Here is a 14699-nt window from a genome sequence, read left to right as displayed (position 1 = left end):
TCCCGAAAAAACACAGCCACAGCTAGGCCATGCCCTGCGATCGCAAAAGTGGAAAACCATTCCTTAAGATAGAGGGTTACCTTTCTCAAAGGATTTAAAATGTTAAAGTCTAAAGCCTAAATTAGGTAGGAAAGCCCGGACTCGGTTGTGGAGAAGCCCAAACCTTTCTGAAATCGACTCCCTGCCTCATTGTCCGCCGCTATCGGCTGGCCTAAAGCTGCCTCAAAAAGTAGAGTTTTATACTGGTGCAGACCCTTTAGACAGAGCTTCCTCTATCTGGAGAATCATAACCAACTATTTCCAATCTAACTTTTTTCTAAATTATCATCTTCCTCTGGTTTGTTGTCATATTCTCAGCCTAATTGTTAACCTAGAATTGTTGTAGCAACGATAGGAACGACATGGCTAGAGATTATATGCTTCGGATTCGATTAAATACTCAAGAATTAGACCGCCTGAAAGCAGAAGCTGAACGGCGTGAACTTTCAATGTCAGAAGTAATTCGAGACTACATTAAACGAATGCCTAAACCAAAAAAAGGTTCAGATGGATTCTTAGATGAAGTTCAAACGCCAGCAATGGTGGAATGAAAATTTCTGTTATATCAGAATATTTTCAGCAAGATAGTATCTTGAATTTGAGCTGGCGCTTAAGAACGAATTCTAATGATCATCAAGCTCTAAATCGGGTGGGGAAGAGGGGAGAGGCTCCTCATCCTCATCCTGATTCTCATCTTCATAGAAATCGAAATGCTGTGAAGAAGATAAGAGCAATTCGTCCTCCTCCAGCTCGATATCTTGGGATGCAGAGGAGGATTGAGTCTCGGATTCATTGACATTGAAATCCGCTTCTGACGAAGGAGACTCCTGCTCAAGGGTATTTAGCTCTAAATCCTGGGGTAAGGAGTCAAACGAGTCGAGGTCAGAAGAGATAGGGTTCGTCACTTCTGGACGATAAATCCGAATTTGGTTCAAACGAGGGCCTTCTGTCGAGACCACCGTAAATTCCAAATTATCGTAGAGGAGGGTTTCCCCCTCCGCTGGGATTTTTTGAAACTGATAGAGGAGGAAACCGCCCAAGGTTTGATATTCATCGGTCAGGGGTAAATCAAAATTGAGCAATTCATTGACTTCTTCCAAGTTCATTTGAGCTTGGACCATCCAAGTTTGCTCATCGACCATTTGGATCGTTAACTCTTCAGAATCGGAGAGTTCGGGGCTTTCGCCGATAATTTGAGCCACTAAGTCACTAATGGTCACTAAACCGGCAGTCCCGCCAAATTCATCGACCACCATGACCATCGGTCGTTGCGATCGCTGAACGATCGGCAACAACTCGCTTAAAGGAGTATATTCGGCAACGAACCGCGCCGGACGAATCCAGGGTGCTAAGGGAGTATCTGGGGTCAGGATTCCCTGGGCTAAAGGTCCGGCCAATTCTTTAAAATAGACAATGCCGCGAACGTCATCTAAGGATTCCCCGATCACGGGATAGCGGGAGTGACCCGTACTCACGACCTCATTGAGCAACATTTGAAAAGTGGCGTCATAAGAGATCCCATGAATGCTCGTCCGAGGGACCATCACTTCCCGAGCGGAGACTTCCCCAAATTCAAACACATTATTGAGCAGTTCTCGCTCCTCCGCTTCTAAGCCCGTGGATTCGCGTTCCGTGGCGATAATAAGCTGTAACTCTTCGGGAGTGATGCGATTGGACCAAGCCTGAGCGTTAAAGCGAATACCCGCTAGACTGAGTAGCCAACGGGTTGAGCGGTCCAGGATCCAGATAAAGGGATGAAAAAACCGGGCGATCGCCAAACTCGGGGGGCCCAGGAGTCGGGCCAGTTGCTCAGAATAGAGCAAAGCCAAGGTTTTGGGACATAATTCCCCGAGGACAATTTGCAAATAAGCCACGATTAAAAAGGCCAGGGGGATTGCCAGGGAATGAGCAATCACCTGAGCAATATCCGGTCGAATCGGCAACCCGACGATCCATTCGACGACTAAAACCGCCATCGTATTTTCCCCAATCCACCCCAAGGCCAGACTGGAGAGGGTAATGCCTAACTGAGTCGTAGAGAGCAGTCGCTCAATATTGCGATGGAGATGTTGGACAATTTTGGCTTGCAAGTCGCCATTATCGGCCAAATGATTAATCCGCGATCGCCGCACGGACACGATCGCAAATTCTGTCGTCACGAAAAAAGCATTAATGGCGATCAGTCCAAATACCGCAAGCAAGCGCAGAACGATATCTTGCCAGGTCTGAAGGGAACTCTCGGGGACCACAACCGCTAAACCAGTGGCGATCGCCCTAGGCGACTGCAATCCCACAACCCCTAGGGTCACCATCCCACCCAACGCAGAAAAATAGCTTAAAGAACGCACCACCACAACTCATTTTGAAACATTTGGATTACCCATTTTAACGTTGACCGCTTGATACCGGAACCGGACCCCCAAGAAATTAGGCCCGATCGCCCTGCTAGAACATCCCCCGCACTTAAACCCCATGCTCAGGTTGCTTCGAGGGCCTCTATCCGGACTAGATTTCCCCGTTTATTGAACCGGAATTTCTGACATTTTTAGTTCAAGCTCCTGATCCGGATAATCCGTCAGGGTCAACGACAGCTTCTGGGCATTGTCCAGCAACGCCGTGGGAATGCTGACGGTGCCCTTATAGCTCTCATCGCTAGGGGGCAAATCTCCAGGCAATCCTTCCGTTGTCGCACTGAGCGATCGGCCCTTATCGTCGGTCACATTCAAGAAACTGTAAAGAAACTGTACCGATCGCGAACTCTCATTCTTTAAACTGACATCCAGCACCAGGGAGGACCCTTCTCGCCGCACCCCGGTGACCTCCAAACTCACGTCCTGGTCCTTGGTGCCGATGGGAAACCGCTCGTCTTTCTTCGGTTCTTCCGCAGCTTTGGCTTCTGCGGACTGCTCTGCTGTCGGTTCCACCGCTTTGGTTTGGGCGGGTTCCGGTTCCACTTCTTTACCCGAAATTCTCGCCTTGACCGTTTTAATTACTTCGTCTTCCTTCAAAAGCTTCAGTCCTTTACCTTTCGCTGTCGCCGGAGAATTTGACTCTCCCGAGGTATTCGGACGGACGTCAGGCTGGGTTACTTCCTTGAGCGCCGCTTTGCCTAACTCTAATCCCAGGGAAGCACTCAAGGCACCCGCGCCAAACATCATGGATAACAGCAAAAATGTCAGGATGACAGTTGGGTTGACTTTCATAGTGTTTTTTTCTTTTATGCGATCGCCGCAATACCGACTCATTGTTCTAGCTTCAAGAGTACCTGGCCTTTCCCGGGTGGAAAATGACACAAACCCTTGATAAACCCAGGCATCTCGATTTTAATCCCTATTTTTTTGATTCCATCAGGTTCTCATCGAATCCGTTCCCCGCTTGGCTCCAACTCATGATCTATCCCGTTACCCTTAACCCCTAGACAGGTTACACCCCCAAGGGTTACAATTTTAAGTGGGGTCTGTTGCTTAACTCAGAATTCCGACCTTTTGGATTAATTCTGAACCGCAAATTTTCCCCCGACTCTGCCAGGAGTCTGCTACAATCAGTAAAAAAACACGGCAGTTGGCCGAGCGGATGAGGCAGCGAACTCATAATTCGCCTTAGGCAGGTTCAACTCCTGCACTGCCGATTAAACAAGAGAGCGGGAATCAAACACGAACCCCACTTCTTCTGGGCGATCGCCCAGAAGCAATTCAGAACTCCCGTCAATTTCGCGAGTTCACCCCCTTTTTAGGGGCAGTACATCAACTGCCCCTACTTTCTGCTTACCGCAGAGGCAGGATTTCGTTTTGAGGATTAAAAGGGATCCCACTTGGGGTATAACTGGGCATCGTCTGCAAAGACTCGTTAAACGGGTTCGTCAAATCCCGGGTTCTAATAGTAGGATCGCTAGAAGTCTGGACTTGCAGGACAGCCTCATAGAGCTTGTTGACCCGTTCCGCATCCCGTTCCGCCTGTCTTTCCGGGTAAGTCATCGGCAACAGATAATAACTGATTTGGTCAAAAATTGAGCGATTCTGGTAAAACGTATCAGAACTACGAAAGAAAGCCCGCTCGAATTGTTCAGAAATGGTTCGAGGCTGGCTTTGGGCGACTGCCTCTGGTGCCACCACCACAGACGCACCTAGGAGTGCCAACACCCCGACTGCGCTTTTTAACTGGAGTCTCATTAATTTTCTCCTCACCTTTTGGCTCGATATTAGCTCAACTTCCACGATAAGATAATTATCGGCTGAAATTTTCCTCTTGTCACTACAATTAACCATGACCGAGATTACTCAAGGATTGGATGAGACATCGGTCTCAGTTCACCCTACCGATTTAAACGACCAACGCCAACAGCTTCTGGACTTACTCTGCCAGTTAGCCTATCGCGAGGGGGACTTCACCCTATCTTCCGGCCAGAGCAGCCGCTACTATATCAATGGTAAACAAGTCACCCTAGACGCGATCGGCGCACTCCTCACGGGTCAGGTGCTATTCTCCATGCTCTCCCCAGAAACCCTCGCTGTGGCGGGGTTAACCTTGGGCGCTGACCCGATTGTAACCGCCGTCAGCATCGTTTCTGCCTACGAAAACCGTCCGATTCCCGCCCTAATTGTTCGCAAAGAAGCCAAGGGACATGGCACCCAAGCCTATATCGAGGGACCCGAACTGGCTCCCGGGACCCAGGTTGTCGTCCTAGAAGATGTGGTCACCACTGGGGCCTCCGCTATGAAAGCGGTTCACCGTTTGCGCGACGCGGGGTACAAAGTAGAGGAAGTGATTTCCCTGGTCGATCGCGAACAAGGCGGTGCGGAGTTGTATCAAAAAGAGGGATTAAAGTTTCGCGCCGTCTTCACCATCGCCCAGATTCAAGCTCGCTATCAGGAGTTGGGATTATAAGTGAGAGAATGAGGCGATCGCTTGTAGAAAAATAGGCGATCGCCTTTCTGAGATTTGGGGCGATCGCATTTCTGAGATGTGGGGCGATCGCCTGGAGTCTCACAACCCGATTGTTTCCACAAAACGTCGGTGAACCGTCAAAAGATATGTTTAAAATCTGATTTTTTAAAAGCTTATTCCTGGTGCATTGGATGCGGGTAACGCCTAATTAAAGCCTCTCCCATTCTTCTCTAGTAATATTAGCCTGAGTCAATATTCTAGCGAGTAAGCTCTTGCCGATGTCGCCTTGATGGGGATTAGGAATCCATACCTTCAGTTCTCCCTGAATCATATACTGGTGTTTGCCACCGGAATAGGGGCCTTCAAATCCCAACTTTTTGAAGTTACGGATTAAATCTTGCCGTTGAATGGGTCCAAATGGGGGCATTAAGCGACCTCTTGTGGTGGAGTTAGATCAATGCCCTCGATAGGTGGGAGGTTATGCTGTAATCGCAATCCTAAGATAATCCAGCCTTCCAAAATTTCCTGCAATAAGTCTCTACAGGATTCCAGGGTTTCGGCATTAGCATAGACCCCAGGAAACCCAGGAATTTCGCCGTAAAACGTATCATCTTCAAGCAACTCATAAGTGGCCCGGTGCATAACACTTTGAATGTATTGAGTCAGCATTTTTGGAGGCAAGTTGATTTTTATCAGGGTTAGCCAAAAGTCAATCTTTGCCTATTATAATCTACAATCGCCCTCCTGCCGATAAAAGGGAGGAAACTCTGGGAAAAAAGAGGCGATCGCACTGTGGGGAAAAAGGGCGATCGCAATACATCAAGATATCAATGAATTAGCCCCCCTTCCCAAGGGGGGTTGGGGGGATCCCACCCGCGCTCGCAATACATCAAAATATCAATGAATTAGCCCCCTTTCCAAGGGGTGTTGGGGGGATCCCACCCGCGATCGCAATACATCAAGATATCAATGAATTAGCCCCCCTTCCCAAGGGGGGTTGGGGGGATCCCACCCGCGATCGCCTCTTAGTAGTATCTCAAGATCTCCCCTCTGAGAGAAGGCTCAATAGACCTCTTGCAAAATTCCGGATTGATCCCCCCAACCCCCCTGATTATCCCCCTCCCGTCCCCCTTAAGAAGGGGGAAGCCAGAGGAATAAATGTTTATTCCCCGGGGGCTTAAGAGATGTATGCAAGAGGTCTAATCTCCCCTAAAATAGAACTAACAATATCTTAATCCCTATCATTCATCGGAAAGCCAGGGGGGAGCGCGCCAAACCATAACAACTCCAACTTTCACCTACCCTACAATCCCAAACTCATCTCCATTGCTAAACAAATGCGGCAAAATCCCACACCTGCCGAGAAAAAACTGTGGCAGGATTGCTTGAGAAATTTTCCCTTGCGTGTTTTGCGACAGCGCCCGATTGATAACTTTATTGTGGACTTTTATTGTGCGAGTTTGAAGTTGGTTATTGAAATTGATGGAGAGAGTCATTTTACCCAACAGGGCAAAAATTATGATGAAGAGAGGACGCGGATTTTAGAAGGGTATGGGATAACGGTAGTTAGGTTTATCAATGTTGATGTGTTACAGAATTTTGAGGGTGTTTGTCGGGAGTTAGAGGGTTGGATCCCCCCAACCCCCCTTGGGAAGGGGGGCTTTTAAGAGCGGCTTTTGGCTGTGGGAAAAAGGCGATCGCTCTGTGGGAAAAAGGGCGATCGCTCTGTGGGAAAAAGCGAGCACTCTCTGGGATAAAGAGGCGATCGCTCTGTGGGAGAAAGGGCGATCGCTTTTTTTATAGAGCGGGGGTGATCAGGTAAAAACAACAAATCTAAAAAACAGGTTACCTGTTATCTAAAGAACTACCACTTAATAAAAGTATTCCGATTTACCCCATACCCAAGGTTTTCTAACACAGGATAGACTGGCTCCATGATAGCATCTATTCTATCATGATTCATTAAGTTATGTATATCATCTCTGTGGGGGAGTCCCAATGTATGACCTATTTCATGCATAGCTACTCTTGTAAATAAGTAGGTATTGTTTATTAATTCATCAAATTTGAATTCATTGAAATCTATCACATTATGATAGTCTATTCCATCCAAATCAACTTCTACAAAGTTAAAATTTCGCTCGGGGAGCTGTCCTTGATTTGTGCCAGCTAACCAATAAGCCTCCTCGCCCGTCAAAGGTTTTTTGACGACTGCAAGTTTCAATAAGCCACTTTCAGTAACATCTTTTACAATAATATTTTCCCAATTTTGTGCTGCCTGTTCGATAATTGCTAATTCAGAATCAGTAAACGCATTGTAATGATCGGATATTTCAATCTGTAGACCCGAATTAGACGCTTCGGGTGGAGTGTAAACAGGTTCATTGGGCGGCGTATAGGAAGGGAATTCACTGCCGCCAATTTCATACCAGGAAGTTACAGGCCCATTGGTCTCAATTCGCCCATTTTGAAATTCCTGAGAAACGAATCCACTTGCATCGATTCTCGGTTCACCAATTGGCTGACCCAACCAAGAGTTTTCACCATAAGCAGCAGAGAAAAAATTATGCACTTTGAAAGTAGGTTCATTAACAGGAGGTGAAACTATATCATCATTAACAATTGGATCTTCAATCGAGGTGTCGCTGTTATCATCTGTAATCGGAGCAGAATCGTTGGGGGGAAGCAGAGGAGGGTTTCCAGGTGGATAGCCATTTGTATAGGCGCTTGGCACCCAATAATTAGTTCCATATATGTTTGTCCGATACCATAAAGCATCTAGTTCGTTGGTGGTGAGATCGGGGACTGCTTCACCGTAAGTCCAAGCATCAAAATTCAGACGTTGGTTATAGCCTACACTGAAATCGGTGCGATCGCTTAAATTTGTGCTACTCCGGAGGTTTACACCATTGGTTGACCAAATAATAGAAGTAAAATCTCCCATAACAAGGTCATAAGCCGCTCGCTCCTCTGGGGTCACCAGACCTTCCCCACCCCAAGTATCTGGGGTCAAAAAGTCCTCTGGATCGTATTCTTCCGGGGTCATCTGCTTGGCTTTTGCTACCGCTGCATCGGGGTTGACCAAACCGGCACCTGTCTCACTATCTTCCCCTGGGATGTTCAAATCTGTTGCGGTAGACTTGAGTGCTTCGATGATTTGCCGATAGTTCAACTCGGGGTTTGCTTCCCATACGAGAGATGCTACACCCGTTACTTGTGCTGCTGCAATGGATGTTCCTGCCATTGTGCCGACATCTTCACCGGCAGTGGAGAGAATGGGTGAAGCGCTACTACCGCCTTCTGCCATAATATCGGGTCCGCGACGACCATAGCTGGAATAATCCGCCCGTTGATTGCCGTTGGTCGCGCCTACGGTGATAATATTGTCAAATTCTTGGGATGCTTGTCCCAATACTGACATGACGCTGCCATCGTTTCCGGCAGCAACGACGACCAAGATGCCATTCTGACGCGCATATTCCAGCGCTTCCCGTTCTTTTGGTGTGAATTCGTAGCGGGTTTTGATGCTTCCATCGGACTCGACTTGGGTTAAATCTAAACTGAGGTTGGCTATAGCTGTCGGTTGTTCCGAGGCAATGGCATAATCCACAAATTCTATCAGGGCATCGCCCCATTTTCCCGACCCGATCGCCCGACTCAACCACAAGGGCGCTTGGTCATTAATCCCATATATTCCTACCCCATTATTCTGGGTTGCACCGATAATTCCTAACGTATGCGTTCCATGTTCGCTGCCTTCGCCTTCTTCCAGCAAGGGGTTATCATCGCCATCTACAAAGTCGGTTCCTAATGCGGCCCGTTTGTAGTCAATATCGATGTTATTAGCATTAAATCCAGTATCGATGACTCCCACCAGTGGCAGGGGATTTTCTGCACTGACGCTGAAGTGTGCCACCGCTGCATTACTCTTACCGCCTTCGCTATCGTAGGCAAATCCTTTAATCTGATATTTGCCCGGTTCTAACCCAAAGGTGGAATAGTCAAAAAAGGCCCATCGGTCATCTTTTGTGGAAATATTAAAGGTCGTCCAATTCTCAATTTCTTCCCACTGTTCCCCTGTTTTGTGGAGGGAAAATTCGACTCGTTCCACATCGTTGGCACCACTGGCGTCAAATATCCACCCATTCAGGCGAACGGTTCCTCCTTTATAATATTCTTCTTGAGTGGCATCCAATTTTAAATGTTTTGGTGCGGGATTTTTCTTGGCATTAGCACCTCCGGCATTCTCGGGCAAATCTAAAGGCGGTGTGGGTTCTTCTTCTAACCCCATCAAGGTTTGAGAGAGTGTTACCGTTGGGGACAGTTGCTCTGCTTCTACTTCATCATCGGACGCGGTGGCATTGTCTTCGTCTTCTTCTACCTCATCAGAGGTGTCGGCAATAGTTTCTTCTTCTACTTCATCAGAGGTGTCGGGAATGGTTTCTTCTTCTAACTCATCAGAGGTGTCGGGAATGGTTTCTTCTTCTACTTCATCAGAGGTGTCGGGAATGGTTTCTTCTTCTACTTCAATCGAGACACTGGCAGCGGTTTCGCTTTCATCGGGTAACGTATCTAAATCGCCAGATGTATTGGTTTCTTCTTCCACATCTGATGCTGTGGTAATGCTGGTGGTGGGAGTTGTTTGAGTCTCAAAAACGATTGAAATCCCCTCCTGCGTCTGTTCGGCAATTGCCGAGTTTTCTACCTCGGAAGATTGGACTGTCGCTGCTTCGGAAATTTCGGGCAGGAATTGCCGTCCCTCTGCTACGCCAAATTGCTGCAAATGACCAAAGGCCAGTTTTTTATTGTCACCAAATTCCGCAGATAAATCGCTGTAATGGCTTAAATAATAGTTGAGGTCAAGTTTAGGAGAAAAGCGCCGTCCTTCCTCTAATCCAAATATTTGTAAATGCTCGAATGCTTTGGCGGTATCCTCGCCGAATGCGGCTTTAAGGTCGGCGTTATTGTCTAAATAATATTGCAAATCGACCCAAGGGGAAAACTCGCGCCCTTCGGCTAGGCCAAATGTCTGCAAATGTTGATAAATTTGTTCATGGAACGTTAACCCAGCAGCCTCTAAGTCGGGATTTTGGGCGGCGTAATGTTCCAGATTGGTCCAGAGGGAAAAGTCTCGTCCTTCGCCTAATCCATGAGTTTTGAAGTGTTGAAAGAGTTGGGGGACGGTGTTCAAACCTGCGGCACTTAAGTCTGGATTAATTTGGGCGTAATACTCTGGATCAAATAGCCGATCGCCTGCTTCTGCGGTTAGTCCAACGGGTATGGAAGATTCTCTGGTAACTGGGTCAATATCGTCGGTTGTTCCAGTCGTTGGCGCAATTTGTAGGGTTTCCTCTTGAATGAGTGTTCCTTCCTGGTTGGTGAGGGCACCTGGGTTTAGGGTAGAGACATCAAGGGTAGGACCTCCACTCCCCGGGTTCCAATTTTGTACAGGTTCCAAACCCAAAATATTGTCTGTGGCAGGGGTATCACCCATCATGCCAGTGAGCAGATTGGAAGTTCCTGAGATGTTTTGTGGTTCAAACATGATGCCCTCTGAATTAATACAATTTACGAACCCCTACTGGTGGGCGCTCTGACTTCAGGAAAACCCCCAAACCGTGATGGAGTCACAGATTGAGTGGTTTTACCCAAGCTAAATTGCCCTGCTTATTCTTTTACTAGGAGAGCGACTGCTAAATTATGCAACGGCGATCGCCGCTCATCATTAGGTCCCTGTTCTAGGGAAGCACCGATGTCGCCCTCTGTTAATCTTTACTATTCCCTCTGCCTAAAGAAAAATCACATTTTTTGGGAAACAGCCAAATTGTAATATTTTTTTACAATTAGAGGGAAATGTTGAATGGGGTCTGGAGTTGCTGCCGGTGGGAGGCGATCGCAAACCGGATGGAGGAACGTTTAGAGATCAGACCCATTTCGGCCTGTGAGAAAATAGGTTTTCATTTCTCCTTTGCCTTTAATATCAATTACACCGCGTTCCTCAATTTTATACTTATCTTGCAATAAATGATAGGTGGTTTCCGAGATTTGAATTTTTCCCGTGATTCCGTGAGATTCCATGCGAGAAGCGGTGTTGACCGCATCTCCCCAGAGGTCGTAGGTGAATTTTTTGATGCCAATGACACCGGCAACCACGGGTCCGGTGTTGATGCCAATTCGTAGACTTAAGTTTGTGAGATACTCGGCGTTGAACTGCCCGATCGCCTCTAGCATATCTAAGGCCATTTCTGCGATCGCTTCAGCATGATCCGGTCGAGAGAGGGGAACGCCACCGACTACGAGATAGGCATCCCCAATAGTTTTAATTTTCTCTAATCCATGTTTTTCCGTGAGGCGATCAAACGTGGAAACAATGGTATTGAGAAGCGTCACCAATTCTTGGGGAGAAACTTGGGTAGAGAGTTCCGTAAATTTAACTAAATCTGCAAATAAAATAGTGACGGCATCAAATTTTTCTGCAATTAGCCCTGGTTGTTTTTGAAGCTGTTGGGCGATAGTTGGCGGTAAAATATTTAAGAGTAATTCTTGGACTTTTTCTTGTTCTCGGCAGAGTGCCTCTTCAGTTTCTTTTCGTTGGGTAATGTCATGAAAAAATACAGAAAGTCCCTCGTAGGATGGAAAAACTCGAACTTCAAAGCAGCGCTTGGTGATGGGAGAACAGTCTTCAAAGGTGATGCTGATTTGTTCCGCTGCGGATTTTCGATACTCTCGTTCAAACTTAGAACCCACGGTTTCGGGCACTTCTTCCCAAATAATTTTTCCTAGCAGCTTATTAGGGTTTCGTTGTAAAATTTCTCCAACTTTTTGATTGGCATAACTAAAGCGCCATTGGCGATCAACGGCGAAAAAAGCATCAGTCATGTTTTCTAATGAATCAACAATTTGGGAATCGGTCGCCCGCAGTTTGGCTTGGGCGTCTTTTTGTCGAGCAATTTGACGTTCTAATCGTTTAACTTGGAGTCGTAATTCCATTTGGGCGATCGCCTGTCGTCCTAACAATCGCAGTCCTTCTAGTTGTTCTGGGGTAAGATGGCGCGGAATGGTATCGATGACACAAAGGGTTCCCAGAGGAAATCCATCGGGGGTGACAACCGGCGTTCCCGCATAAAAGCGGATATTGGGATTAGAAGTCACCAGGGGATTGCCAATAAACCGCTCATCTTCTAACGCATTCGGGACAACGAGAATATCATTGGGATTGAGAATCGCATGAGCGCAAAATGACATATTTCTGGGGGTTTCGGATGCATCTAAACCCACTTTGGATTTAAACCATTGACGATTGGCATCAATTAGACTCACTAAGGCAATGGGAGTCCCGCAAATTGAAGCAGCTAAGGCGGTTAAGTCATCAAAATAGTCTTCCGCTTCAGTATCTAAAATGCTATAGCGGTAAAGAGCTTGTAAGCGTTCTTCTTCATTGTCTGGAAATGCAGCGGGTTGCATGGAATGAGGGTCCAAAAAACGCTGAAACTTCCGGATAAAAAATTTTACCGGAAGAAAAGCGACGCTCCACTTTATGATTGTCTTGAGCAGGTTAAACCGGGCTTTTTTTCTCTCTATTCGCTGATTTTTCTGACGCCGATTTTGGGTTGACATTTTTGCTGTTTTTCGCGCTCAACTCAGTAACCACTTGGGTATTCTAGCATTGGTTACTCTTTAGATCTTACTCGATCAGGGTAAGAATTGAGAGGAGTGAAAGGGTTATTCAACGCTTAACCAATCGTTTCGCTTCGCGAATGCCGGAGAGGTAAGCGCCATGTACGGTGGCGGGATAGTCCCTAGAGGTTGCTTCTCCGGCGAAGAACAGCCGATCGCCGATGGGTTCAGCCAAAATATCGCGATCGCTACTCTCTCCCCCGACGGCAATATGAGAGTAGGACCCAAAAGCAAAGGGATCCTGACTCCATCGTGTCACCATCATGCTTTCGGGTTCGGGAATGCGATCGCCGTAACTCCGGCGCAACACACGCAGCACTCGTTCCCTAATTTTCTCCTCAGAAAGTTGTTCAATTTCCCGCGCAAAACTCCCCCCTATAAATGCAATTAATACGGGGTTTTTGCTATAAAATGACCCATTTAAAAACTCATAAAAATCGGGACTATTCTCATGAAGATAGCCCAATCTTTGATAGTCTTGACTCCAAAACTGTTCGGAAAATTTAAAAATAACTTTATTTAAAAGTCCCATATTTAAGCGAGTGATAGCGGCTTGTTTATGTTTCGGTAATTCCGGGGAAAATTGGATAGTTCCTGATTTCAAAACGCCGACGGGTAACGTCAAGATCGCCGCATCTGCTGTAAAACTTTCCCGTTCTGTCGTGACAGAGACACCGGAACTACTGTAACGGATTTCAGTTACCTTTTGTTGCAACTGAATTTCCAGATTATTCGCTAATCTCGTAATAATTTGGTCATATCCTTGGGGAAAGAGATAATCCCCTCCATCAAATTCTGAACCCTCATCCACATACCAACTAGAGAGACTCTCTAAATCCGCCCCGAATTCCGTCACAAATTCAGAATTGAACCCCCATTCAATCAGTTGTGCTTGTTGAGGAGTCAGAGTTTGGGCGGCTAAAACTTGTTGTAATGCTGCCCCCAGGGAAAGGTCCTGTTCGGAGTTTTCTGCTATAGATGCAGCGCGATCGCGAATTTCTTCGTAGAGTGCATAGCTCACCTCAAAATCGCGATCGCTCATCGGATTTCCTTGGTTGTTGTATAGTATAATATTATCAAAATCTGTGGGTAAGATGGGAATTTGCCACGCTTTCGCTAAAGTGGCAATGGGATTGTCCGTAATTCCATGAATCCAGGATGCCCCCAAATCCACCGGAAACCCCAGAGTGCGACTGGTGTGGATTCTGCCGCCAATGCGATCGCGTCCTTCCAACACCGTCACTTGAAACCCCTGACCCTGAAGTTCTCGCGCTGCTGCTAACCCAGCAATTCCCGCCCCAATCACTAGCACTTTTTGCGGTGAAGATTGCGCCCGGTTTTCAGCACAAGCTAAACTCAAACCCAAGGTACTAGCAAACAAACTCAACTGAAGGAACTGACGGCGTTTAAACAACGATTTCACCGGGAGTATAGGAGACATCGGCACTTAAAGGATAAATGGAAATTTGAATTTATAGCCTTATTTTAAATGATTAATTAATCACTATTTTTTCATCAACCGTTGTTTTTCGGATAGCTTATTGATGAATGATAATTGCATCTGGACTAATTTCGATATAACTGTGATTTTCTAAAAGAGTCGTAATTTGTTCCAGGTTGTTTTGAAATAAATTTTTTAACTCACTATTTTGAATATTCCCAGTAGAAATCAATAAAAGTTTATACGGCTTTTTTTGGAGCAAGAATGACTTAACAAAATCTGCATCTTTAACTAATTAAAATTCGCTGTTCTTGAAGTAACAAGGTGTTCAAGTCAGAGTCAGGGGTAGAATTGCTCTGGGGTAAATCGCTGGTATGAATGGCATCATAACCGGCACTTTGGAGAAAACAAGCCAACTGAAGGGGGAGTTGAGCATCAACTAGAAATTTCATGATGCTAGGGTATAAACTCGCTTGATCTGACTTAACCGCGCCGCAAAGAGTAAGGCGGATAAAATATCGGCTTCTTCCAAGTCTTCATAATCGGCTAAAATTTCAGCATGGGTCATGCCGGAACTGAGACTTACGGTTCGCTCATTTTAAAAAAAGTAAAAAAGATGGCAATTCAATCCTCTCCTTATGACTAGAAAACAACAGAG

At 46.4% G+C, this 14699-nt stretch carries 16 protein-coding genes and 1 tRNA gene; 5 read left to right on the top strand and 12 right to left on the bottom strand.

All coding sequences use genetic code 11. The features are described from left to right. Nucleotides 1-416: 416 nt before the first annotated feature. Nucleotides 417-590, top strand: a complete 174-nt coding sequence (locus NG796_RS10940) for a ribbon-helix-helix protein, CopG family (RefSeq protein WP_261206649.1) — start codon at nucleotides 417-419, stop codon at nucleotides 588-590. Nucleotides 591-662: 72 nt separating this feature from the next. Here NG796_RS10940 and NG796_RS10935 read toward each other — a convergent pair whose 3' ends face one another. Both NG796_RS10935 and NG796_RS10930 read right to left on the bottom strand, forming a co-directional pair. Beyond that, entirely contained in the window at nucleotides 663-2390 is a 1728-nt protein-coding gene (locus NG796_RS10935) for a hemolysin family protein (protein ID WP_261206646.1), read from the bottom strand. A gap of 168 nt (nucleotides 2391-2558) precedes the next feature. After that, entirely contained in the window at nucleotides 2559-3284 is a 726-nt protein-coding gene (locus tag NG796_RS10930) for a hypothetical protein (protein WP_317619294.1), read from the bottom strand. Nucleotides 3285-3594: 310 nt separating this feature from the next. Here NG796_RS10930 and NG796_RS10925 point away from each other — a divergent pair. Continuing rightward, nucleotides 3595-3667, top strand: a tRNA-Ile gene (locus NG796_RS10925). Nucleotides 3668-3803: 136 nt separating this feature from the next. Here the strand turns inward: NG796_RS10925 and NG796_RS10920 are convergent. Continuing rightward, nucleotides 3804-4208, bottom strand: coding sequence for a hypothetical protein (locus tag NG796_RS10920; RefSeq protein ID WP_261206644.1), 405 nt, complete (start codon nucleotides 4206-4208; stop codon nucleotides 3804-3806). A 94-nt stretch (nucleotides 4209-4302) separates the two neighbouring features. Between NG796_RS10920 and pyrE the strand changes: the two genes are divergently transcribed. Beyond that, nucleotides 4303-4923, top strand: coding sequence for an orotate phosphoribosyltransferase (gene pyrE / locus NG796_RS10915; RefSeq protein ID WP_261206786.1), 621 nt, complete (start codon nucleotides 4303-4305; stop codon nucleotides 4921-4923). On the opposite strand, the gene NG796_RS10910 is transcribed toward pyrE, so the two are convergent. From NG796_RS10910 to NG796_RS10900, 3 genes are all read right to left on the bottom strand, one after another. Beyond that, a complete protein-coding gene (locus NG796_RS10910) occupies nucleotides 4905-5045 on the bottom strand; it encodes a hypothetical protein (protein ID WP_261206642.1) in 141 nt (46 codons plus the stop codon). The genes pyrE and NG796_RS10910 overlap by 19 nt on opposite strands. Before the next feature lie 86 nt (nucleotides 5046-5131). Further along, nucleotides 5132-5350, bottom strand: coding sequence for a type II toxin-antitoxin system HicA family toxin (locus NG796_RS10905; RefSeq protein WP_261206640.1), 219 nt, complete (start codon nucleotides 5348-5350; stop codon nucleotides 5132-5134). Then, complete coding sequence (locus NG796_RS10900) at nucleotides 5350-5592, bottom strand: type II toxin-antitoxin system HicB family antitoxin (protein WP_261206639.1); 243 nt, start codon at nucleotides 5590-5592, stop codon at nucleotides 5350-5352. The genes NG796_RS10905 and NG796_RS10900 overlap by 1 nt, the downstream gene beginning before the upstream one ends. 578 nt (nucleotides 5593-6170) lie before the next feature. On the opposite strand from NG796_RS10900, the gene NG796_RS10895 reads away from it, so the two are divergent. Together NG796_RS10895 and NG796_RS10890 are read left to right on the top strand one after the other, a co-directional pair. After that, nucleotides 6171-6590 carry an endonuclease domain-containing protein gene (locus NG796_RS10895; protein WP_317619295.1) on the top strand — a complete coding sequence of 140 codons (420 nt, stop codon included), beginning with the start codon at nucleotides 6171-6173 and terminating at the stop codon, nucleotides 6588-6590. Further along, nucleotides 6571-6726, top strand: a complete 156-nt coding sequence (locus NG796_RS10890; RefSeq protein ID WP_261206637.1) for a hypothetical protein — start codon at nucleotides 6571-6573, stop codon at nucleotides 6724-6726. The genes NG796_RS10895 and NG796_RS10890 overlap by 20 nt, the downstream gene beginning before the upstream one ends. 61 nt (nucleotides 6727-6787) lie before the next feature. Here the strand turns inward: NG796_RS10890 and NG796_RS10885 are convergent, their stop codons facing one another. From NG796_RS10885 to NG796_RS10865, 6 genes are all read right to left on the bottom strand, one after another. Next, a complete protein-coding gene (locus NG796_RS10885; protein WP_261206636.1) occupies nucleotides 6788-10468 on the bottom strand; it encodes a S8 family serine peptidase in 3681 nt (1226 codons plus the stop codon). Nucleotides 10469-10839: 371 nt separating this feature from the next. Further along, nucleotides 10840-12387, bottom strand: a complete 1548-nt coding sequence (locus tag NG796_RS10880; protein ID WP_261206634.1) for an adenylate/guanylate cyclase domain-containing protein — start codon at nucleotides 12385-12387, stop codon at nucleotides 10840-10842. A 262-nt stretch (nucleotides 12388-12649) separates the two neighbouring features. Then, on the bottom strand, nucleotides 12650-14041 hold the full coding sequence (locus tag NG796_RS10875) for an FAD-dependent oxidoreductase (RefSeq protein WP_261206632.1): 1392 nt from the start codon (nucleotides 14039-14041) through the stop codon (nucleotides 12650-12652). Between the two features lie 97 nt (nucleotides 14042-14138). Further along, nucleotides 14139-14273 (bottom strand): hypothetical protein, encoded by a 135-nt coding sequence (locus NG796_RS26560; protein WP_411268802.1) that lies wholly within the window; start codon nucleotides 14271-14273, stop codon nucleotides 14139-14141. Between the two features lie 55 nt (nucleotides 14274-14328). After that, entirely contained in the window at nucleotides 14329-14493 is a 165-nt protein-coding gene (locus NG796_RS10870) for a DUF5615 family PIN-like protein (protein ID WP_261206630.1), read from the bottom strand. Beyond that, on the bottom strand, nucleotides 14490-14609 hold the full coding sequence (locus NG796_RS10865; protein WP_261206629.1) for a DUF433 domain-containing protein: 120 nt from the start codon (nucleotides 14607-14609) through the stop codon (nucleotides 14490-14492). The genes NG796_RS10870 and NG796_RS10865 overlap by 4 nt, the downstream gene beginning before the upstream one ends. Nucleotides 14610-14699 lie beyond the last annotated feature (90 nt).

The organism is Laspinema sp. D2d, assembly GCF_025370755.1.
GTDB lineage: Bacteria > Cyanobacteriota > Cyanobacteriia > Cyanobacteriales > Laspinemataceae > Laspinema.
This window is presented reverse-complemented; position numbering and strand designations above follow the sequence as displayed.

Bases quoted from the DNA above. Each gene is read 5' to 3' on its own strand.
- NG796_RS10930 (WP_317619294.1), bottom strand. From the start codon at position 3,284: ATGAGTCGGTATTGCGGCGATCGCATAAAAGAAAAAAACACTATGAAA.
- NG796_RS10885 (WP_261206636.1), bottom strand. From the start codon at position 10,468: ATGTTTGAACCACAAAACATCTCAGGAACTTCCAATCTGCTCACTGGC.
- NG796_RS10870 (WP_261206630.1), bottom strand. From the start codon at position 14,493: ATGAAATTTCTAGTTGATGCTCAACTCCCCCTTCAGTTGGCTTGTTTT.
- pyrE (WP_261206786.1), top strand. From the start codon at position 4,303: ATGACCGAGATTACTCAAGGATTGGATGAGACATCGGTCTCAGTTCAC.
- NG796_RS10875 (WP_261206632.1), bottom strand. From the start codon at position 14,041: ATGTCTCCTATACTCCCGGTGAAATCGTTGTTTAAACGCCGTCAGTTC.
- NG796_RS10920 (WP_261206644.1), bottom strand. From the start codon at position 4,208: ATGAGACTCCAGTTAAAAAGCGCAGTCGGGGTGTTGGCACTCCTAGGT.
- NG796_RS10880 (WP_261206634.1), bottom strand. From the start codon at position 12,387: ATGCAACCCGCTGCATTTCCAGACAATGAAGAAGAACGCTTACAAGCT.
- NG796_RS10865 (WP_261206629.1), bottom strand. From the start codon at position 14,609: ATGACCCATGCTGAAATTTTAGCCGATTATGAAGACTTGGAAGAAGCC.
- NG796_RS10940 (WP_261206649.1), top strand. From the start codon at position 417: ATGCTTCGGATTCGATTAAATACTCAAGAATTAGACCGCCTGAAAGCA.
- NG796_RS10900 (WP_261206639.1), bottom strand. From the start codon at position 5,592: ATGCTGACTCAATACATTCAAAGTGTTATGCACCGGGCCACTTATGAG.
- NG796_RS10905 (WP_261206640.1), bottom strand. From the start codon at position 5,350: ATGCCCCCATTTGGACCCATTCAACGGCAAGATTTAATCCGTAACTTC.